The sequence below is a fragment of the Bifidobacterium felsineum genome (genome assembly GCF_002802915.1).
Taxonomy (GTDB): Bacteria; Actinomycetota; Actinomycetes; order Actinomycetales; family Bifidobacteriaceae; genus Bifidobacterium; species Bifidobacterium felsineum.
Genome location: NZ_PEBJ01000002.1, coordinates 587325 through 607992, shown reverse-complemented (window position 1 = coordinate 607992; position 20668 = coordinate 587325). Strand labels below are relative to the sequence as shown.

At 56.5% G+C, this 20668-nt stretch carries 15 protein-coding genes and 2 tRNA genes; 13 read left to right on the top strand and 4 right to left on the bottom strand.

Going from position 1 to position 20668, the window contains the following annotated elements:
• Window positions 1-3 precede the first annotated feature (3 nt).
• The 6 genes from CSQ86_RS06260 (at window position 4) to pyk (ending at window position 8443) form a co-directional block, all read left to right on the top strand.
• Window positions 4-879 (top strand): bifunctional methylenetetrahydrofolate dehydrogenase/methenyltetrahydrofolate cyclohydrolase, encoded by an 876-nt coding sequence (locus tag CSQ86_RS06260; protein WP_100494225.1) that lies wholly within the window; start codon window positions 4-6, stop codon window positions 877-879.
• Window positions 880-1173: 294 nt separating this feature from the next.
• Window positions 1174-2649 (top strand): 30S ribosomal protein S1, encoded by a 1476-nt coding sequence (gene rpsA, locus CSQ86_RS06255; RefSeq protein WP_033890373.1) that lies wholly within the window; start codon window positions 1174-1176, stop codon window positions 2647-2649.
• Window positions 2650-2724: 75 nt separating this feature from the next.
• Window positions 2725-3342, top strand: a complete 618-nt coding sequence (coaE, locus tag CSQ86_RS06250; RefSeq protein WP_100494224.1) for a dephospho-CoA kinase — start codon at window positions 2725-2727, stop codon at window positions 3340-3342.
• Window positions 3343-3544: 202 nt separating this feature from the next.
• Window positions 3545-5656: an excinuclease ABC subunit UvrB gene (uvrB, locus tag CSQ86_RS06245; RefSeq protein ID WP_100494223.1), complete on the top strand. Its 2112-nt coding sequence runs from the start codon at window positions 3545-3547 to the stop codon at window positions 5654-5656.
• A gap of 191 nt (window positions 5657-5847) precedes the next feature.
• Complete coding sequence (locus CSQ86_RS06240) at window positions 5848-6834, top strand: TerC family protein (RefSeq protein ID WP_100494222.1); 987 nt, start codon at window positions 5848-5850, stop codon at window positions 6832-6834.
• Between the two features lie 166 nt (window positions 6835-7000).
• Window positions 7001-8443 carry a pyruvate kinase gene (gene pyk, locus CSQ86_RS06235; protein ID WP_100494221.1) on the top strand — a complete coding sequence of 481 codons (1443 nt, stop codon included), beginning with the start codon at window positions 7001-7003 and terminating at the stop codon, window positions 8441-8443.
• A 174-nt stretch (window positions 8444-8617) separates the two neighbouring features.
• Here pyk and CSQ86_RS06230 read toward each other — a convergent pair whose 3' ends face one another.
• Window positions 8618-9214 (bottom strand): NUDIX domain-containing protein, encoded by a 597-nt coding sequence (locus tag CSQ86_RS06230; protein WP_100494220.1) that lies wholly within the window; start codon window positions 9212-9214, stop codon window positions 8618-8620.
• A gap of 249 nt (window positions 9215-9463) precedes the next feature.
• On the opposite strand from CSQ86_RS06230, the gene CSQ86_RS06225 reads away from it, so the two are divergent.
• From CSQ86_RS06225 to glgX, 6 genes are all read left to right on the top strand, one after another.
• A tRNA-Leu gene (locus CSQ86_RS06225) sits at window positions 9464-9537 on the top strand.
• Window positions 9538-9613: 76 nt separating this feature from the next.
• Complete coding sequence (locus CSQ86_RS06220) at window positions 9614-10402, top strand: ANTAR domain-containing response regulator (protein WP_100494219.1); 789 nt, start codon at window positions 9614-9616, stop codon at window positions 10400-10402.
• Window positions 10392-13289: a DNA polymerase I gene (polA, locus tag CSQ86_RS06215; RefSeq protein WP_100494218.1), complete on the top strand. Its 2898-nt coding sequence runs from the start codon at window positions 10392-10394 to the stop codon at window positions 13287-13289. The genes CSQ86_RS06220 and polA overlap by 11 nt, the downstream gene beginning before the upstream one ends.
• Before the next feature lie 36 nt (window positions 13290-13325).
• Window positions 13326-14237 (top strand): Nif3-like dinuclear metal center hexameric protein, encoded by a 912-nt coding sequence (locus CSQ86_RS06210; protein WP_165773755.1) that lies wholly within the window; start codon window positions 13326-13328, stop codon window positions 14235-14237.
• A 67-nt stretch (window positions 14238-14304) separates the two neighbouring features.
• Window positions 14305-14982, top strand: coding sequence for an NUDIX hydrolase (locus tag CSQ86_RS06205; RefSeq protein ID WP_100494216.1), 678 nt, complete (start codon window positions 14305-14307; stop codon window positions 14980-14982).
• Window positions 14983-15054: 72 nt separating this feature from the next.
• Window positions 15055-17178 carry a glycogen debranching protein GlgX gene (gene glgX / locus CSQ86_RS06200; protein ID WP_165773774.1) on the top strand — a complete coding sequence of 708 codons (2124 nt, stop codon included), beginning with the start codon at window positions 15055-15057 and terminating at the stop codon, window positions 17176-17178.
• A gap of 240 nt (window positions 17179-17418) precedes the next feature.
• Here the strand turns inward: glgX and CSQ86_RS06195 are convergent, their stop codons facing one another.
• From CSQ86_RS06195 to CSQ86_RS06185, 3 genes are all read right to left on the bottom strand, one after another.
• A complete protein-coding gene (locus CSQ86_RS06195; RefSeq protein WP_100494214.1) occupies window positions 17419-18225 on the bottom strand; it encodes an Abi family protein in 807 nt (268 codons plus the stop codon).
• Between the two features lie 117 nt (window positions 18226-18342).
• Window positions 18343-18990, bottom strand: coding sequence for a PIN domain-containing protein (locus CSQ86_RS06190; protein ID WP_100494213.1), 648 nt, complete (start codon window positions 18988-18990; stop codon window positions 18343-18345).
• 178 nt (window positions 18991-19168) lie between these two features.
• Window positions 19169-19242 (bottom strand) — tRNA-Pro (locus CSQ86_RS06185).
• A 223-nt stretch (window positions 19243-19465) separates the two neighbouring features.
• Between CSQ86_RS06185 and CSQ86_RS06180 the strand changes: the two genes are divergently transcribed.
• Window positions 19466-20638, top strand: coding sequence for an ABC transporter permease (locus CSQ86_RS06180; protein WP_100494212.1), 1173 nt, complete (start codon window positions 19466-19468; stop codon window positions 20636-20638).
• The last annotated feature ends 30 nt before the right edge of the window (window positions 20639-20668 follow it).

The following is a 20668-nucleotide window of genomic DNA, read 5'->3' as shown; positions in this document are numbered from 1 at the left end:
TCGATGGCTACAAGAATCGACGGCAAGAAGGTCGCTGCCGACATCAAGGCTGATCTCGCCGAGCGCGTTGAGCGTCTCAAGGCGCAAGGTGTGGTGCCGGGTTTGGGCACGTTGCTGGTAGGGGAGGACCCGGGGTCAGTGAAATATGTGGCCGGCAAGCATGCCGACTGCAAGGAGATCGGCGTCAATTCGGTGAAGAAGGAATTGCCGGCCGACGCCTCCTTCGAGGATATCGCGAACGCGGTGAAGGAACTGAACGAAGACCCGGCCTGCAACGGCTTCATCGTCCAGCTGCCGTTGCCCAAGGGCATCGACCAGAATGCCATCATCGACCTCATCGACCCGGCCAAGGACGCTGACGGCATGCACCCGTACAACCTTGGCGAGTTGGTACTTCATGTGCGCGGTGACATCTCCACACCGCTGCCCTGCACGCCGCGCGGCGTCATCGAGCTGCTCAAGGCTTACAACATCGATCTGAACGGCAAGGAAGTCTGTGTGCTCGGCCGTGGCATCACCATCGGACGCACCATCGGCCTGATGCTGACCCGCAACGCCGTCAACGCCACCGTGACCCTGTGCCATACCGGCACCAAGGATGTAGCGGACCATATGCGTCGCGCGGATGTGATCGTCGCCGCCATGGGCTCAGCCGGATTCGTCACCCCGGACAAGATCAAAGAGGGTGCGGTGCTGGTTGATGTCGGTGTCAGCCGCGTTTTCGACGAAGAGGCTGGACGCTACCGCATCAAGGGTGACGTAGACAAGGCCTGCTACGACAAGGCATCCGCCTACACGCCCAACCCCGGAGGTGTGGGACCGATGACGCGCGCCATGCTGCTTGCCAACGTAGTGGAAATGGCCGAGCGCTCCTTATAATGCGGAGCTGGTGGGTGAGGATGTGCGTGACTCGACTGTAAGCAGCGTAGGTGCGTGCTAAGCTCTGTGAGCACGCACCGGAGCGAGGCCAAACGGCCTTTGAGTGTGTCGAGACATGCACATCCTCACCCACCAGCGGCCTCTTCGAAAGAGAACACACGACACGCCTTTGTATTGCAGTGGTTTCTTGGCTATAGCTCTATGTATCCTGAATGCTTGTATGCCTGAAAGGGCGTACAAGCATAACTGAATATCGAGTAATTATCCATCCACTATTAGAAACCATATATTTACATGGCAGAGAACAACACTGAAGTCACCAAGGTCGCCATCAACGACATCGGCACCGAAGAGGACTTCATCAAGGCAGTCGATTCCACCATCAAGAACTTCGACGATGGTGATCTGGTTGAGGGCACCGTCGTTAAGATCGATCACGACGAAGTTCTCCTGGACATCGGCTACAAGACCGAAGGTGTGATTCCTTCCCGCGAACTTTCCATCAAGAAGGACGTTGATCCTGACGAAGTCGTCGAGGTCGGCGACCAGATTGAAGCCCTTGTCGTCACCAAGGAAGACAAGGAAGGCCGACTGATTCTCTCCAAGAAGCGTGCTCAGTACGAGCGTGCCTGGGGCGACATCGAGAAGATCAAGGAAGCTGACGGCGTTGTTGAGGGCACCGTCATCGAAGCTGTCAAGGGCGGCCTCATCGTCGACATCGGTCTGCGTGGCTTCCTGCCGGCTTCCCTCGTCGAAATGCGTCGTGTCCGCGATCTCTCCCCGTACATCGGCCAGAAGATCAAGGCCAAGATCCTCGAGCTCGACAAGAACCGCAACAACGTGGTCCTCTCCCGTCGCCAGTACCTCGAGGAGACCCAGTCCGAAGTCCGTGAGACCTTCCTCTCCCAGCTCAAGAAGGGCCAGATCCGTGAGGGCGTTGTGTCCTCCATCGTCAACTTCGGCGCCTTCGTTGACCTGGGTGGCGTTGACGGCCTGATTCACGTTTCCGAGCTGTCTTGGAAGCACATCGATCACCCGTCCGAGGTCGTCAAGGTCGGCGACAAGGTCACCGTTGAGGTGCTCGACGTCGATCTCGATCGCGAACGCATCTCCCTGTCCCTCAAAGCCACCCAGGAAGATCCGTGGCAGCGCTTCGCTCGCACCCACGTTCCTGGCCAGATCGTCAAGGGCAAGGTCACCAAGATCGTTCAGTTCGGTGTCTTCATCTCCGTCGAAGACGGCATCGAGGGCCTGGTGCACATCTCCGAGCTCGCCAACCGTCACGTCGAGAACCCGGAGACCGTTGTCAAGCCGGGCGAGACCGTGTTCGTCAAGGTGATCGACGTCGATCTCGATCGTCGCCGCATCTCCCTGTCCCTCAAGCAGGCCAACGACTCCGTTGACCCGGCTTCCGAGGACTTCGATCCGGCTATCTACGGCATGCCGGCCGAGTACGACGAGCAGGGCAACTACAAGTACCCTGAAGGCTTCGACCCGAACACCAACGAGTGGATCGCTGGTTACGAGAAGCAGCGCGAGGAATGGGAATCCCAGTACGCTGCCGCTCACGAACTGTGGGAAGAGCACAAGGAGTTCGTCGCCAAGGAACTGGCCAACGCAGCCGAGTCCGCTGCTGCCGACGGCCAGGGCCAGAAGGAAGAGAAGCCGGTCGAGGAGACCTCCAACTACTCTTCCGCAGCTCCGGCTACCGGCACCCTCGCCGACTCCGACCAGCTCGCCGCTCTGCGCGACCAGCTGCTCGGCAAGTGAGCTACTGCTGACGCTTAGTGCGTAATGGAAACCCGGTCCATATGGGCCGGGTTTTCTCGTATTAGCATGGCCTTTATGAGAATTGGACTGACAGGCGGCATCGCTGCAGGCAAAAGCACGGTTTCAGCGCGATTTGCCGAACTCGGAGCGGTAATCATCGACTACGATGCACTGGCGCATCGGATTGTTGAGCCCGGGGGAGAGGCCATTGCCAGAATCGCCGAGACATTCGGTCCGGATGCCTTACTGGCCGACGGTACGTTGAACCGTTCCTGGATGGCCGACCATGTGTTCGGTGCACATGGCAAACCGGGAGCGCGAGAACGGTTGGATGCCATCGAACATCCGCTTATCTATCGGCTTGCTGCCCAACAAGAGCAGTCATGCGCTCCTTCGGACATCATCATTCATGATGTCCCATTGCTTGCCGAAGTCATCGACAGCATCCCCTTTAGATTCGACCACATTATTACGGTAGAGGCGCCTGTGTGCATGCGGCTTGATCGCATGATCGAAGAACGAGGCATGAGCCTTGAACAGGCCGAAGGCCGCATCCGCCATCAATCCAGCGAATCCGAGCGCCGGGCGATTGCGGACATGGTCATCGATTCGGCTCAACCAATGACCAAGATGATGGCCCAAGTGGAGGAGATCTACCAATATCTGCTGGAACAAACCCATACGCCAGCCTAATAACCCATAAGACGAACCCTTATAAGGCAGATTTTCATAAGACTGTAGGTTTTTCAACACTGACTGTAGGAAATACAACACTGACTGTAGGAAATACAACACTGACTGTAGGTTTTTGAACGGATTCTGTTGAAAATCCTACAGTCAACGTTCAAAAACCTACATTTTGTGTTGAAAAACCTACAGTGCTTATGATGGCCGCATGGGATTCAATATCGAGCGCGCCAATAAGCCTTTCGTCGTCAAATCACCGTATAAGCCTGCCGGCGACCAGCCACAAGCCATCGAGGAACTGGCCGAACGCATCGAAAACGGTGAGAACGATGTGGTGCTGATGGGCGCCACCGGTACCGGCAAGACCGCCACCACCGCATGGCTTATCGAGCGTTTGCAACGCCCTACCCTGATCATCGAGCCTAATAAGACGCTTGCTGCGCAGCTCTGCGCTGAGTTCCGTGAGCTGATGCCAGACAACGCCGTCAGCTACTTCGTCTCCTACTACGACTACTACCAGCCGGAAGCCTACATCCCGCAAACCGATACCTATATTGAAAAAGACTCCAACATCAATGACGATGTGGAACGCCTACGTCATCAGGCTACCGCGAACCTCTTGACCCGCCGCGACTGTGTGGTGGTGGCCACGGTCTCCTGCATCTACGGCTTGGGCACTCCGGAGGAATACGCCGGCCGCATGCTTTTGCTCAAAGTGGGGCAGGAGATCAATCGCGATGACCTGCTGCGTCAATTCGTGGCCATGCAGTACAAGCGCAATGACATCGCCTTCACCCGAGGCACATTCCGCGTGCGTGGCGACACGGTGGAGATCATCCCGGTATATGAGGAGCTCGCGGTCCGCATCGAATTCTTCGGCGACGAGATTGATCGCATCTCCACGCTGCATCCATTGACCGGCGATGAGATCGCCGAAGAGAACGAAGTGCATATTTTCCCGGCTTCCCATTATGTTGCCGGTCCGGCCCGCATGGAGCGCGCGCTCAAAACCATTCGCGAAGAACTCGATGAACGTCTGGCGGAACTGCATAAGCAGGGCAAGGAATTGGAAGCGCAGCGCCTCAACATGCGCACCACCTATGATCTGGAAATGCTTACCCAGGTGGGCGTGTGCTCCGGAGTCGAGAATTATTCTCGGCATTTTGACGGTCGTGCTCCTGGCACTCCGCCTCATACGCTGCTGGATTTCTTCCCTGATGACTTCTTGCTGGTTATCGATGAGTCTCATGTGACGGTTCCTCAGATCGGCGCGATGTATGAGGGTGACGCTTCGCGCAAGCGCACGTTGGTGGAGCATGGATTCCGTCTGCCGTCCGCGATGGATAACCGTCCACTCAAATGGCCGGAGTTCCTGCAACGAGTCGGCCAGACGGTATATCTGTCCGCAACTCCTGGCGACTATGAGCTGGGTCTTTCCGATGGGGTGGTGGAGCAGATCATTCGTCCAACCGGTTTGCTTGATCCGAAGATCGATGTGCGTCCGGTCGAGGGGCAGATTGATGACCTGCTCGGCGAGATTAAGGCTCGTGTGGACAAGAACGAGCGTGCGCTGGTCACGACGCTCACCAAGAAAATGGCTGAAGACCTCACCGATTATCTGCTGGAACGTGGCATCAAGGTCGAGTACCTGCACTCCGACGTGGATACGCTGCGCCGAGTGGAGCTGTTGCGTATGCTGCGCGAAGGCAAGATCGATGTGATTGTCGGCATTAACTTGCTGCGAGAAGGTCTCGATTTGCCGGAAGTCTCCTTGGTGGCGATTCTTGACGCCGATAAGGAAGGCTTCCTGCGCTCGTACCGTTCGCTGATTCAGACCATCGGCCGCGCCGCCCGAAATGTGTCCGGCACCGTGATCATGTATGCCGACGAAACCACGGAAGCCATGCGCAAGGCCATCGATGAAACCGATCGCAGACGTGCCAAGCAGATCGCTTACAACAAGGAGCACGGCATCGATCCGAAACCGCTGATTAAGAAAATCAGCGACGTCAACGACATGCTTGCCAAGGAGGATGTGGATACCCAGACCTTGCTTGAAGGCGGTTATCGCAATGCAGGCAAGGCCGGCAACAGCCATCTCGGCGTGCCCACCATGAACGCCGAGGAAGCCGACAAGCGCCATGAGGAGATTCTGAAAGCCGGGCTTCCAGCCCAGGATCTCGCGGATCTCATCCGTCAGCTTTCCGAGCAGATGCATACCGCCGCCGAACAACTCCAGTTCGAGCTCGCCGCTCGTCTACGTGACGAAATCCGTGACCTCAAAAAGGAACTCCGCCAAATGACGGAAGCGAATAAGTGAGTTGTGCTTTCGCTAGGAGGAGACGGCTGGCAGGGATGTGTGTATCTCGACCGTAAGCAGCGCAGGCGTGTGCTAAGCTCTGCGAGCACATGCCGGAGCGAGGCCGAACGGCCTTGAGTGTGTCAAGATACACACATCCCTGCCAGCCGACGGTTAATGGCCGTCAACTACATAAGTTAGGGTAGTGAATCATGGCAGAAACCCCTCTTGCATTTGAAATCGCCACGTTTGTGGTGCTCGCGCTGTTCTTCATCGTCGACCTGTTCATCATCGGTCGACGACCGCATGTGCCATCTACCAAGGAATGCGTGCAGCACATCGCATTTTTCGTGGTCATGGCGCTGATTTTCGGCGGCTGCATCTGGTATTTCGCCGGATCCAAGCCCGCCATCGAGTTCTATTCCGGATGGCTGACTGAATATTCACTGTCCATCGACAATCTGTTCGTCTTCGTCATCATCATGTCGAATTTCGCAGTGCCGAAGAAGATTCAGAAGTATGTGCTGTCCGTCGGCATCACCATCGCGCTGATCTTCCGCGGTCTGTTCATCCTCATTGGCGCGGCGTTGATTTCGCGCTTCACTTGGGTGTTCTTCATTTTCGGCGCATTTCTGATCTACACCGCTATCAAGCTGGTTGTCGGCGGCGATGACGATGAGGAATACCACGAGAACGGTTTGATTCGCACGCTGCGCAAGGTCATCAAGATCACTGATGAATATGACGGTGAGAAGCTGCGCACCACTCGTAACGGCGTGCGCTACTGGACTCCGATGCTCATTGTGTTCCTGACCATTGGCACCACTGATGTGATGTTCGCATTCGACTCCATCCCGGCCATCTTCGGTCTGACCAAGGATCCGTTCCTCGTCTTCACTTCCAACGTGTTCGCTCTGCTTGGTTTGCAGCAGCTGTACTTCCTGCTGGGTGCCTTGCTGGACAAGCTCGTATACTTGCCGGCTGGCCTGTCCATCGTGCTGGGCTTCATCGGAGTCAAGCTGGTGATGGAGGCATTGCATGGCAACACCCTGCCGTTCATCAATGGCGGCCATGGCGTGCACTGGGTTCCGGAAATTCCGACTTGGTTGTCGCTGGCTGTGATTGTGGTGGCAATTGGTGGAGCGGCCATCGCCTCCATTATCAAGATGAAGAGCATGGAAAAGGTTGAAAAGGCCTGATTTCACGAGGAATTCAACACCTCGAAACCCAATCGGCACAACAATGTGAGCGCTCACAACACACCGGGTGAAAAACTTGTCATGCGTCGGTGAGCGCTAGTAGACTATTGCTCGGCAAGTGAGGCTTCATGCCTCGAACCAAATCAAAAGGAATAGGCAGGCATTCATGCGTAAAGCCAAGATCGTAGACACCATCGGTCCCGCTACCGAGGATTACGACAACCTCCTCAAGCTCGTTGAAGCTGGTATGGACGTTGCTCGTCTGAACCGCTCCCACGGCACCCCTGAGGATCACCTCCGCGTCTACAACAACGTCCGCAAGGCCAGCAAGGAAACCGGTCGCAACGTCGCCGCTCTCGTTGATCTGCAGGGCCCGAAGATTCGCTGCGGTTGGTTCAAGAAGAACGCTGAGGGCGAGGACAAGGTCCAGCTTCAGCTCGGCCAGGAATTCGTCATCACCACCGATGACATCGAAGGCGACGAGCACATTACTTCCACCACCTTCAAGGGCCTGCCGGGCGATTGCCATCCGGGCGACCCGATCCTGATCGATGACGGCAAGGTCCGCCTCGAGGTCACCAAGGTCGAAGGCAACAACGTGCACACCAAGGTCGTCGTGGCTGGCCCTGTGTCCTCCCACAAGGGCATCAACCTGCCGGGCGTCGCCGTCTCCCTGCCGGCTCTGACCGAGAAGGATGAGGCCGATCTGCGTTGGGCCATCCGCACCGGTGCCGACATCATCGCCATGTCCTTCGTGCGCTTCGCCACCGATATCGATCGCGCCCACGAGATCATGGACGAGGAAGGCCGCCGTATCCCGATCGTTGCCAAGATCGAGAAGCCGCAGGCTCTGGAGAACCTCGAAGACATCGTCAAGACCTTCGACGGTGTGATGGCCGCTCGTGGCGATATGGCCGTTGAGTGCCCGCTGGAAGAGGTTCCGCTGGCCACCAAGCGCATCATCGAGCTGGCTCGCCAGTACGCCAAGCCGGTCATCGTGGCTACCGAGGTCCTCGGCTCCATGGTGAACAACCCGGTCCCGACCCGTGCAGAGGCTTCCGACTGCGCCAACGCTGTCCTCGACGGCGCCGACGCCACCATGACCTCCAACGAGACCGCCGTCGGCAAGTACCCGGATGTCACCGTGAACACCATGGCTCGCATCTCCGGTTACGCCACCGACCACGGCTTCGACCGCATCCCGGAGCTCAAGAACCTCGACATGTCCTCCACCGGCGCTGTGTCCTCCGCTGCCGTTGACCTGGCTGACAAGCTCAACGCCAAGGCCATCGTTGCCTACACCCAGACCGGTTCCACCGTGCACCGCGTTTCCCGCGAGCGTCCGGCTGCCCCGATCTACGGCATCACCAACAACGAGCACACCTACCACTGGCTGGCTCTGTCCTGGGGCACCGAGGCCTTCCTGACCGAGGAAGACTACCACGACAAGTCCCGCAAGGATCTCATGGTCTTCACCGACAAGATCCTCAAGGATGCCGGCAAGGTCGTTGACGGCGACAAGATCGTCATCCTGAGCTCCGCTCAGGGCGATCACCAGCCGGGCCGCACCGACTCCATCTACGTCCACACCGTTGGCGCTTGCGACTGATTGCTAGTTGCAGCACTCGGCGATAAGCCGTAGAGCATGCTCAAAGAGGTCCCATCCAAGTGGATGGGACCTCTTCGTATGTTTTGCGTCGTATGTTTTGCGTATACCGTATATGCGCGGCTCGCATTGCAGCACGAATGCGAGCCGCGCATCGCAGGCGTCGTAGAATGCCGCCTAGTCGTTGAGATGATCCAAGCTGCCGCTCTTCAAACGCAGAATGGCGATGATGGTCTTCGCATCGACGATCGTGCCGTTCAGAATCATTTCGTATGCCTCATCCACGGTGACCATGCGCACCTCGGAACGCGGCGTCTCCGGCCCAATGGATTGGCGTGAAGCGGCGGACAGGCCTGTGGCAAAGAAAATACAGGTGTGCTGCGTGGAATAGCTTGGAGTGTTCAGAAAACGAGTGAATTGGGTGAGTTTGGAAGCCTCGAAGCCGCCCTCTTCGGCCAATTTGCGTTGCGCGGCCTCAAACGGACGCTCCGAACCGGCGGCATGGCCACCAGGGATCTCCAATGTCCAACGATGATTGGCGACACGATATTGCTCCACGAGCGGAATCTTGCCATCGCTGGTCAGTGCGAGCACTGCGACCGTATCCCCGCTGTTGTCTTGAATGCAATACCTATCGAATTGGCCGCCTTTGGCCGATTCATAGGTAACGTGATCGATATTGAAGTAATGGGTCTCCACAATCTGCTTGCGGGATATCTCCTTGACAGGAGACGGACGCCAAGGATCGAATTGGCGGTATGTTTCGTTGCTCATAATCCCTCCTCACAAAGGCATACATCGAAACTACGCTCATTTTAAGGCGAGGATTTTCTCAATGTTCGAGGCAACACACGCAAGTGTTGACATATTACGAAAAGTTTTTGCGGTTGTCGCAAATGCATGTTTTCCAAGGGTTGGCACGATATTGCTGGATGGCTGTTCGGATAAAAGTCAGCAGAAAATGCGTGTCTTGGCAGCATAGGTCGAATTCATATGCTAATCTCTCGAAGAGTGCTTTGGCACGCCCTCGTATCCCAATTGGTAGAGGAAGCAGCCTCAAAATCTGCGCAGTGTGGGTTCGAGTCCCACCGAGGGCACTTTTCAAAGTGGCATTCGCCGAATGCATACGGCTTATGCCAATAACATCGAGGTTCTCATAAGAAAGAGGTTGGCATGGCTGCAAGGAAGAGGTCTGAAGAACCGAGCATCAATGTGGACGAGGTGCTCACCGACGAAGAGTTGAGGGCCGCAGCTGCTGACGAGGACGTTTCCCCAGAACGCAAGGAAAAGCCGGCAGACGCACCGCGCACCGTGGTCGTTGCCGAAGATGAAGCCGTGAACCGCATGGATCTGGTTGCCATGCTTGAAGACAACGGCTATGAAGTGGTTGGCCAGGCGGCCAATGGTGAAGAAGCTGTCGAACTGACTCGCAAATATCGCCCGGATGTGGTGTGCATGGACGTCAAGATGCCTCGTATGGACGGCATTGCGGCGGCAGGTATCATCTGCGATGAAAACATCGCTCCTGTGGTGATGCTCACCGCATTCTCCCAGACGGATCTGGTCAAGAAGGCCACCGGCGCAGGCGCAATGGCTTACGTCACCAAGCCATACGAGGAATCCAAGCTGCTGCCCACCTTGGAAGTGGCCATGGGTCGTTTCGCAGAAATCAACGATCTGCTGGATAACGTTGAGCGTAGCGAGCAGAAGCTGCGCGAAACCGCCGATCAGCTGAAGGAAGCGGAAGAGAAGCTGAAGAAGGCCGAGGACTCCTTGGAGGAGCGCAAGCTGGTCGACCGCGCCAAGGGTCTTCTGATGGACAAGGCCGACTTCTCCGAACAGGGCGCGTTCCGCTGGATTCAGAAGACCTCCATGGATCAGCGTATCCCGAAGAAGCGTCTTGCCCTGGCCATCATCGCCAAGTACGGCGATCCGAAGCCCTCGAACTCGGATGAGCGCTGATATTCAAGCGCCTTCAAGCGCGGCGGCCAACGAAACACTGCTCGTTGTAGACGGTCATTCGCTGGCTTTCCGCGCTTTTTTTGCGCTTCCGGTAGATAATTTCAGCACCTCTGAAGGCCAGGCCACAAATGCGGTATGGGGCTTTGCCTCCATGCTTGCGCAGGTCATTGACACTGAAAAGCCTGATCGACTTGGCGTGGCTTTCGACGTCAAAGGCGGCACTTTCCGCAATACGATGCTGCCGCAATATAAAGGCACTCGCGAAGCAGCCCCGGAAGAGCTGCTGACCCAGCTGCCGCTCATCCAACGCATGCTTGAGGCGCTTGGCGTGACGTACATCGAAAAGCCGGGCTATGAAGGCGACGACATCATCGCCACGCTGGCTTCGATGGGAGACAGAGCCGGTTACCATACGCTGGTGCTATCCGGCGATCGTGACGCCTTCCAGCTCGTCGATGATAATGTCACGGTGCTGTATCCTGGCCATCATTTCAAAGACCTGAAGCATATGACGCCTCAGGCCATTGAGGAGAAATACAAGGTCACTCCCGCGCAGTACCCGGATTTGGCTGCCCTGCGAGGAGAAACCGCCGACAATATCCCCGGCGTGCCTGGTGTAGGCGACGGTTTTGCCGCCAAATGGATCAACCAATACGGCTCGCTGGATGGAATCTGCGAGCATGCCGACGAAATCGGCGGCAAAAAGGGCGAAGCCCTGCGCGCCAATATCGAGCAGGTCAAGCTCAACCGTAAAGTCAATGCTCTCGTGCGGGACGTCGAACTGGGCATAAGCCTGGATGATCTCGGATTCGGCGCGGTCGATATCGCAAAGGTCGATGCGCTGTTCAAGGAGCTTGAATTCGGTTCGCGCACCAAGGCCCGCGTGCTGAAAACTTTCAACACCGGCAGTGCCGATGGCACCAAGTCGGTATCCAAGACAGGTTCGGCCACTGGCCAAGCGGCGGCAAAGGAATCCGCACAGGTCGAAGAGCATGATGCGGCACTTCAGCTGCCGCAGATTGAGCACATCGAAACAGCGGAACAATTCGAAGCGTGGGTTCGGAAGCATCGTTCGCAGATTGCCGTGCCTCGGGAAATCGCCGAGTTCGAACCCGGGGATTACTCCGAGCAATCCAAGCGCAGCATTTCCTGCGGTACCGCGGTAAACCACGCATGGGCGGTGCATGCATGGGGGGATGCCCGTCCAGGGCGAGTCAGGACGCAAGCGTGGGCCGTGTCCGCGGCGCAGTCGGCGGTCATTGTCGAATCACCGGTAGACGATGCGTTGAAGCAGACATTGGCTGACTTCTTCACCGCCGAACATGGCAAGACGATTGTGTATGGGTACAAGGAGATGCTGCACGCATTGGGCAGCGTGGGATTGGACCTGCCATTACCGATGTTCGATGCCAAACTCGCCGGCTACCTGGTTCAGCCTGACTTCCACGCCGATAACCTGGAACAGGCCGTGGAGCATTTCCTCGACATCCATGGCGAAGACGGCGAACAGCCCGCGCAAGGCACATTCGACTTTGACGATGAGCCTACAGACTCCAATGCGGATGAACAGTTCGCACATGACCTTGCCGCGGTTCAGGCATTGGCAAGACATTTCGGACCGACGATTGACGAACGCGAACAGTACTGGCTTATGAAGGCCATTGAGCTGCCGGTATCCCGCGTGTTACATGACATGGAGCGCACGGGAGCGAAGGTCGATATTTCCCGATTGACCGGCATGCGCGACCAGTTCGCCGAGGACGCGCGTTTCGCCCAGGAAGAGGCATGGAAGCATGCCGGCACCGAAATCAATCTGCAAAGCCCGAAGCAGCTGCAGAAGGTACTGTTCGAAGACATGGGGCTCAAACCCACCAAGCGTACGAAATCAGGTTCGTATACCACGAATGCCGCGGCATTGCAGAACCTGTATATCAAATCGGTCGACAACGAGCGAGCCAATGGATTCCTCGGCGCGCTGCTTCGGCATCGCGAAACCAACAAGCTCAAGCAGATCGTACAAACGCTGATCGATTCCATCAACATGAAGGATGGACGTATCCACACCACGTATGAGCAGACCGTGGCGGCCACCGGTCGTTTGAGCTCCGTGGATCCGAACCTGCAGAACATTCCCAACCGGAATGCGGCGGGACGGGAAATTCGAGGCGTGTTCGTGCCGGGCGAAGGATACGAAGCCTTGATGAGCTGCGATTACTCGCAGGTCGAGTTGCGTATCATGGCTGATTTGTCCGGTGACGAAGCGCTCATTGAAGCATTCCGCTCAGGAGTCGATTTCCACAAATATGTGGCTTCCATGGTGTATAAGCTACCGGTCGACCAGATTACCAACGATCAGCGCACGCATGTAAAAGCCATGAGCTATGGTCTGGCCTACGGTCTGAGCACCTATGGTCTCGCCCAACAGCTCAAGATCGCCCCGCGTGAAGCCGAGACCCTGAAGAACCGGTATTTCGATACCTTCGGCAAAGTCCATGATTATCTGGAATCCTTGGTTTCCAACGCTCGGGAGAGAGGCTACACCGAAACCATTTTCGGCCGCAGACGGTACTTCCCCGCACTACGTTCGCTCAATCGAGTGGCACGTGATGCAGCGGAGCGAGCCGCATTGAACGCGCCAATCCAGGGATCCGCGGCTGACATCATGAAAATCGCCATGATTCGAGCCGACCAGGCGCTTCGTGAAGCCAACGTCCGCAGCCGAATCATTCTGCAGATCCACGATGAACTGGTGGTGGAGATCGCACCAGGGGAAGGTGAACAGGTCACCGAACTGGTGAAGAACGCCATGGAACATGCCGTGGATCTTGCTGTGCCGCTTGACGTATCTTGCGGTATGGGCGCGGATTGGCAACTTGCCGCACATTGATGAGTAGCTGATAAACGGTCGGCTACAATAAGCCGTATGCCGAATCTCAAGCAAGTCATCGATATTTTGGAAACGCTATACCCGTTGCGCTATGCCGAGCAATGGGATGAGCCGGGTCTTATTGTCGGCGATTTGAGCCATGAGGTGCGTCATATCGTTGTTGCTGCCGACCCCACTTCGGCGATTGTGGATAAGGCTATCGAAGCTGGCGCGGATCTGCTGATCACCCATCATCCGTTGTTCTTCCGCTCGGTGCATGAAGTGGGCGGTTTGGGATTCCGTGGGGATATTGTTCGCAGATTGTATGGTCATGGATGCGGCCTATGGGTCGGCCACACGAATGCGGATTCGGCATGGCGCGGCGTCGGCCAGGCTGCGGCCGATTATCTGAAGCTTGAGCATCAGCGCCCACTGGTGCCTATCCAAGACGCTGAAGCCGAGCATGCTGTGGGATTAGGCAGGATCGGCACGCTGCATGAGCCGATGCCGCTCAAGGATTTTGCCCAGCACGTGTTCAACACGGTGTCTATGCATGGCATGCATACCGAACTCGGTGTTCAGGTATGCGGCGATCTGGAAGCGCCGGTCCAAACAGTGGCCGTGCTCCCGGGATCCGGCGATTCGCTGTTCGATGAGGTGCGCGCCGCGGGCGTGGATGTGTATGTGACCAGCGACCTACGGCATCACCCCACCACCGATGCCATTGAACAAGCGCGTTATGAGGCCCGGATGCGTGCCCAAGGCATTGCGTTGGGGCAGGGGAGCGCGCAAACCCGCCCATTCCTCATCAATACGCCGCATGCCGCCATCGAATCCATATGGTTCAACTATGCCCTTGAAGATGTTCCACAGGCTGTTGCACAGATGACGGGCGAACATATCACCATGGAATGGATTCGAGACACGACCGATCCGTGGACGCTGTCTATCACAACATCGCAAGCGTGAACCACTACAGTGGTGTTTTGGCATCATTCATCGGCTGCCTTGGCAGCCGCCTAGCCAAGGAGATGACGTGTTCGGCCATAACAAGCAGGAACAACTGGAACATAGGCTTGATCGCAAACTGAACGCCAGCTCCGATGGCATAGATATGGACGTGCCGGCTGAGGTGGTGAACACCGCTACTGTGTACACCGGGCGCATATTCCACGTGGATGACTTGACGCTTGCCCTGACCGACAAACAAGGCAACAAGCACGAGATCAGCCGTCAGGTGCTGAGACACGCTCCATGCGTGGTGATGCTGGTGCATGACATGTCCACCGATCGTTATCTGATCGAGCGCGAATACCGCGCCGGTTCAGACATGTTCGCCTACGGGTTGCCCGCCGGTTTGATGGACGAAGGCGAAGACATCCTTGACGCCGCTTTGCGGGAACTCGCCGAAGAGACAGGTGTTGTGTCTGACAGGAACACCATGGGCGTTGACTATGTCGGAGATTTCTACTCTTCTGAAGGCATGACCGACGAATTGGCGCACATCATGGTGCTGCATCTGGGGCCATTCAAACAGGAAGCGCGCCACTTCGACCCGGATGAGCATGTGGAATCCGCGTGGATTCCCTGGAGCGATCTGGCCGCCACACGCATCACCTCATCCAATTCGATGATTGCCATTCAGCATGAGGCCTTGCGCCGCCTGATCGCCAAACATGCCGATGACGATAATAAGCCAACCTTGTTCGCCTGACGTTCAACTCCAACAGACTTTAGTAACACAAGAAAGTGGGATACTGTAATTATGCAGATCAGACCTGGATCAATGTATCCGCTGGGTGCCAGCTATGACGGTGCCGGTGTGAATTTCGCGCTGTACTCGCAGGTTGCCCAAAAAGTGGAACTGTGTCTTTTCGATGATGATGACCATGAGACTCGCGTCGAAATGACCGAACAAAACTCGTATGTATGGCATAACTATATTCCTGGACTCCAGCCAGGCCAACGATATGGTTACCGCGTATACGGTCCGTACGACCCGGTGCACGGCCTCAGATGTAACCCGAACAAGCTACTGCTTGATCCATATGCCAAAGCAATCGAAGGCAACATCGATGGCGATGAAAGCCTGTTCTCCTACTGGTTCAAAAGTCCGGATGACAACTCCGCAATGAACGATCTTGATTCGGCGGCGCACACGATGAAATCCGCCGTAATCAACCCCTACTTCGATTGGGGCAACGACCAGCACCCGTACATTCCCTACCATGATTCGGTAATCTACGAGGCCCACGTGCGCGGCATGACCAACCTCAACATGGATGTGCCGCCGGATATCCGCGGCACCTATGCCGGTCTTGCCTACCCGAGCGTCATCGAATATCTGAAGAAGCTCGGCGTCACCGCCATCGAACTGATGCCTATCCACCAGTTCGTCAACGATTCCTTCCTGCAGGAGAAGGGATTGTCGAACTACTGGGGCTACAACACCATCGGCTTCTTCGCTCCGCACAACGCCTACTCCAGCTCGGGGGAGCGCGGCGAACAAGTCAATGAATTCAAATCCATGGTCAAGGCCTACCACCGCGCAGGTATGGAAGTGATTCTCGACGTGGTGTACAACCACACCGCCGAAGGCAATCACATGGGTCCCACCCTGAGCTTCAAGGGCATCGACAATCAGTCCTATTACCGACTGGTGGACGGCGATCCGATGCACTACTTCGATACCACCGGTACCGGTAACTCGCTGCTCATGCGCTCGCCGCACGCTCTGCAGCTCATCACCGATTCGTTGCGCTACTGGGTCACCGAAATGCACGTGGACGGTTTCCGCTTCGATCTTGCAGCCACACTGGCCCGTCAGTTCCAAGAGGTCGACAAGCTTTCCGCATTCTTCGACATCGTCGAACAGGATCCGGTCATCTCCCGAGTCAAGCTCATCGCCGAACCGTGGGATTTGGGCTCCGGCGGCTATCAGGTCGGCGGCTTCCCGTCAAGCTGGTCCGAATGGAATGGTCGCTTCCGCGATACCGTCCGTGATTTCTGGCGCTCGCAGCCGTCCACGTTGCCTGAATTCGCATCCCGCTTGATGGGCAGCTCCGACCTGTATCAGGTCAACGGCCGTCGACCGGTGGCATCCGTGAACTTCATCACCGCTCATGATGGTTTCACCATGAACGATTTGGTGAGCTACAACGAGAAGCACAACGACGCCAACGGCGAAGGCAACCGAGATGGTGAGTCCAACAACCGCTCTTGGAACTGCGGTGTGGAGGGTTCCACGAACATTCCAGACGTCATCGACCTGCGTCAGCGTCAAATGCGCAATATGTTCTCCACGCTGCTGTTGAGCCAGGGCATTCCGATGATCTGCGGCGGTGACGAGGTATGCCGTACACAGCAGGGCAATAACAACGCCTACTGCCAGGATAATGAGATTTCCTGGACCAACTGGAATCTCAATAAAGACCAGAAGAGCATGCTGAAATTCGTTTCCAAGCTCATTCACCTGCGTCTGAACCACCCGGTGCTTCACCGCCGTCGTTTCTTCACCGGCCGCGAGCCTGGAGATGATTCCAACAAGATTCCACAGGTGGAGTGGTTCGACCATACCGGTTCCATCATGGATATGGAGGATTGGCAGAACACGCACGCCTTCTCCATGATGATCTACCTGAACGGCTCGGATATCCCCGAAGTCGACTGGTATGGCAACCGTATGGTCGATAATGACTTCATCCTGATCTTCAACGCCCATTACGAGCCGATCATGTTCACTCTGCCGGATGAACGTTACGGCCGCAAGTGGCAGCTCATTGTGGATACGCATAACCCGGACGGTCCGGAATTGAGTTATGAGGCCGGTTTCATGATCACCGCCCAATCGCGCAGCTTCATGATGCTGATGAGCGCCAAGAAGCCCGAAAAGCCGTCGCTCGGCTTGTAAATGTATTCTGCCAGCATATGAGAAGACCCGTTACGTTATGTAACGGGTCTTCTGTGAAGTGCAAAAAAACTTTTGGCCTATACCCGGCAGAGATAATTTGTTCCGCTGATGTGCCCGATGAACAGAATGACAGAAACCAGCGGCGTGCTGAAACACGGTCAGAACAATTTGTTACTGATTCTCTCGGTGCCATACCTACGTTTACCGAAGAGATGATTGAAGAGATACAGCAACGGTTGCCTACTCATCGGGCTGTGGTTCGCGTTCGAGCATGAGTTTCATCTTGCTGTTGTCCATCAGCCACGCATACAGGTCACGGTCCAAGATCATTGCCAGATCGAAGCACGCATGCACCGCGTCCGCCAACGTGATGCGCCGATTCTCGCCGGGCAACGGGATGCCGTTGACGAGAGGCTCGTGGTGGGCGACCCTGTTGCGCAGAGCGTGCACTGTTTTGACGATGTACAGCGCGTAGTTCCTCGTCCACTTGGCGTTCGCGTCCAAGGCGTGACGGCGCCCGCCGGGGAATGATTTGCGCAGACCCTTGCGCCAGAGGTCGTTTTCGTAGTCGGCGCTGCCCTCGTCCGGCCAGTGAGCGTGGATGGCTCCGCCGTTCTCCAGCAGGTTGCGCCAGAATCCGAACGTCAACGCCGCGACGAGATGCCCGTGCGTGTGCCGTTTCTTCTGCTGGACGGTGAGATGGCCCCATGCCTCGCGAATCTGGCGTTGGGTGCGGTCGTCGAAACGGAGTTCCGCCATGTACCAGTCCTCGGTGCCGGACTGTTCCAAGGAGATGAGTGACAATTGCTGGTCCATGTGGTTGCGCAGGGCGACTTCGAGGATGGCGATGTCGCCCATGCAGGCGCTGGCCATGTCGTGATCCCACAGGTACAGTCGCAGTGCCGGGCATGAGCGCCGCCGTGCTTCGGAATCGTAGGATGCGAGCCGTTCGTTGGTGATGCACGCGCGCAGCGCCCTCTCCTGCGGACTTCCCTTGTGAGGGGCCTGTGAGAGGAAAGCGGGTGCGGGGTTTGACTGTCGGCTCATGAATCATTATCATATTCCATGAAATCCCCCAATGGGCCTCTCCGGACGGTCTTCGACTGAGCCGTGATGCACTGGGGGTTCTCTTTTATCCGGTCAACCTGACCGGTTTCCCATTCATTATTGGAATGGTTCTTTTCCATAGAAGGCCATCTGTTCGTCGCCCCACCATGCCAAGAACTGTTTGGCGGTTTCACCGTTATGCCCGTCGTCGGCAAAGGCACAATCGAAGGACGCTAACCGACCGTGGGTTTCCTCGGCCAGTGCTGCGGCGACGAACCCGTAGCCGGTCGAGGCGACGGCCGGGCCGGCGAAGTTCCGTATGTCATGCCACCAGTGGGGTTGCGCGTTCAGGAGCTTTATGTCCTCGTCAGACAACGGCACTTCAAACTCGTCGGCATCGATGGGGAAGCATTCGCCCAGCATCGATGGGGGATAACCTTCTTTCCCTTCGGACTTCACGTAGTCGTCGATCCACGGCTGATCGATCCGAGTACGCTCCCACAGCGACGGCCAGGAACTCGCCCGCCATTCGCCGTTGATTAGATACGCGAACCCGAGGTCCATCTCTACCTTCCAGCGCGTGGCCGGATCTACGTACCTCAGTTCCTCGTCGGGCTTACGTGGGTGGAATGCCTTGACCTCCACGGTGCTGCGAATCCCGTACCGATCGAGCAGCTGCTGATAAAGCTCCTGGGTGCGGCTTCTCGTCTCTTCGACCAAAGGCAGGTAATCCGTCGTCGGATACACGTCAATCGTGGTGGACATGCCCCAATCATATCGAACACTCTTGGAATCATTAATTACTGGTGTCATGAGCTGCGCTGGATCTGAGGAGCTGCAGCAAGACCACGGGCACTGCGGTTATCGGATAAAATCGGATAAGCCGTCTCGCGGCGGATAAAAATAAACCCCTACATCACAAGATAGGAGTAGGGCTTTAAAGTCGGGCTAGCGGGATTTGAACCCACGACATCCTGCTCCCAAAGCAGGCGCGCTACCAAACTGCGCTATAGCCCGTATGCAATGAAACCTTGCATCAGCTTCAGAGCACAAACCAACATTGTACAGCATGGGTGGACCGGGACACGGGATACAATGAAATGTTGGACGAGAATTGCTCATATAGCGAGGAGTGACGGTCGCCATACCATATACCCTCGTTGATTGGAACCGCGTGACATACACTGGAGAGCAACATACGACGGGAACGGGTCGAATCCTGGGAGGTGCGAAGGAAATCATGGGGCGTCATCAGCGTTCGGAAACATCCGGACTGATTTCCTTCGTCATCTGCGCCGTGGTCGGTGCTCTCGCCATGAACTTCTACATGGAATACGCACCGGCCATCTGGCAGCTGACGCAACGTCGTTTCATGATGTGCGCCGGTATTGTCGCGGCCTGCGGCGTGATCTCCTTCATCGTCGGTTACGCACGCAAGTCGCGTTCTCTGAACCTCAAGAACGGTTGGTTGGCTCCCATCCGACGGATTGTGGAAATCGTGGCACTTTCCGTGGTATATGGTTCCACCATATTCCTCTCCTCGTTTGCGCTGATTGGCGCCGCGAACGACATGATGGGCAACGCCATTTTCGCCGGCTACATTTCCAGCGTTTGTGCAGGATTCGCTGGGGTGGTGGGATACATGACATTCGTACAGGCTGAGATGATGAACGCCAAAACCATCGCCAGCCTGTTGCCATTCTTCGTGATCTCCGGCGTGGTCACCGCAGGCGTCACCACCGATGACCCATACTGGTATCACAATAACTTCTCCCAGCTCGGCGACCGCACCACGTTCGCGGCACGCATGTTCAACTCCACATTGATGCTGGCCGGTACCTGCATCATCATCGTCAGCTACTTCGCCATCTCCGAACTGGTGACCACCGAACGCCTGCAACGCCTATGGCACGATCGCACGAAAACCGACCCGAACCGTGGCTACATGATTCCGCACTTCATGCTGCGTATCGGTGTGCTTTCCGCATTGCTGACCATCTCCGGCCTCGCCTTCATCGGTATCGGCGCATTCCGATACACGCCGCATAACCTCATGCACAACATTTGCGCCAAAGGCCTGCCGTTCGTGATGCTGCTCTTGTTCGTGCTATTGCCATGGCTTGCTCCGCGCATCTCCAAAGCCGTGATGGTGGCTTCCGATCTGGCGGCACTCGTATGCGCTGCATTCTGGGCCAACATGATGATGGGGCACAATACGCTCACCAATGTTGAGGCGCTTGCGGGTCTCATGTTCCTTGGCTGGTTCATCGTGTTCTCCCGTCAAATCGCCGCCATTGAGGCTGACCGTGTGGAAGCGCAGCTCTTGCATGCGCAAATGATCGAAAACGGGTTGGAACACCGCACGAATCAGCAGGAGCCGACCATTGAATCCCGTATCGCCGCGGATCGCTAACCGCCGACACAGATGCATTATCGTTATGTT

Bases quoted from the DNA above. Each gene is read 5' to 3' on its own strand.
- CSQ86_RS06180 (WP_100494212.1), top strand. From the start codon at position 19,466: ATGGGGCGTCATCAGCGTTCGGAAACATCCGGACTGATTTCCTTCGTC.
- coaE (WP_100494224.1), top strand. From the start codon at position 2,725: ATGAGAATTGGACTGACAGGCGGCATCGCTGCAGGCAAAAGCACGGTT.
- CSQ86_RS06230 (WP_100494220.1), bottom strand. From the start codon at position 9,214: ATGAGCAACGAAACATACCGCCAATTCGATCCTTGGCGTCCGTCTCCT.
- pyk (WP_100494221.1), top strand. From the start codon at position 7,001: ATGCGTAAAGCCAAGATCGTAGACACCATCGGTCCCGCTACCGAGGAT.
- CSQ86_RS06190 (WP_100494213.1), bottom strand. From the start codon at position 18,990: ATGTCCACCACGATTGACGTGTATCCGACGACGGATTACCTGCCTTTG.
- polA (WP_100494218.1), top strand. From the start codon at position 10,392: ATGAGCGCTGATATTCAAGCGCCTTCAAGCGCGGCGGCCAACGAAACA.
- glgX (WP_165773774.1), top strand. From the start codon at position 15,055: ATGTATCCGCTGGGTGCCAGCTATGACGGTGCCGGTGTGAATTTCGCG.
- CSQ86_RS06260 (WP_100494225.1), top strand. From the start codon at position 4: ATGGCTACAAGAATCGACGGCAAGAAGGTCGCTGCCGACATCAAGGCT.
- CSQ86_RS06210 (WP_165773755.1), top strand. From the start codon at position 13,326: ATGCCGAATCTCAAGCAAGTCATCGATATTTTGGAAACGCTATACCCG.
- CSQ86_RS06220 (WP_100494219.1), top strand. From the start codon at position 9,614: ATGGCTGCAAGGAAGAGGTCTGAAGAACCGAGCATCAATGTGGACGAG.
- CSQ86_RS06195 (WP_100494214.1), bottom strand. From the start codon at position 18,225: ATGAGCCGACAGTCAAACCCCGCACCCGCTTTCCTCTCACAGGCCCCT.
- CSQ86_RS06240 (WP_100494222.1), top strand. From the start codon at position 5,848: ATGGCAGAAACCCCTCTTGCATTTGAAATCGCCACGTTTGTGGTGCTC.
- rpsA (WP_033890373.1), top strand. From the start codon at position 1,174: ATGGCAGAGAACAACACTGAAGTCACCAAGGTCGCCATCAACGACATC.
- uvrB (WP_100494223.1), top strand. From the start codon at position 3,545: ATGGGATTCAATATCGAGCGCGCCAATAAGCCTTTCGTCGTCAAATCA.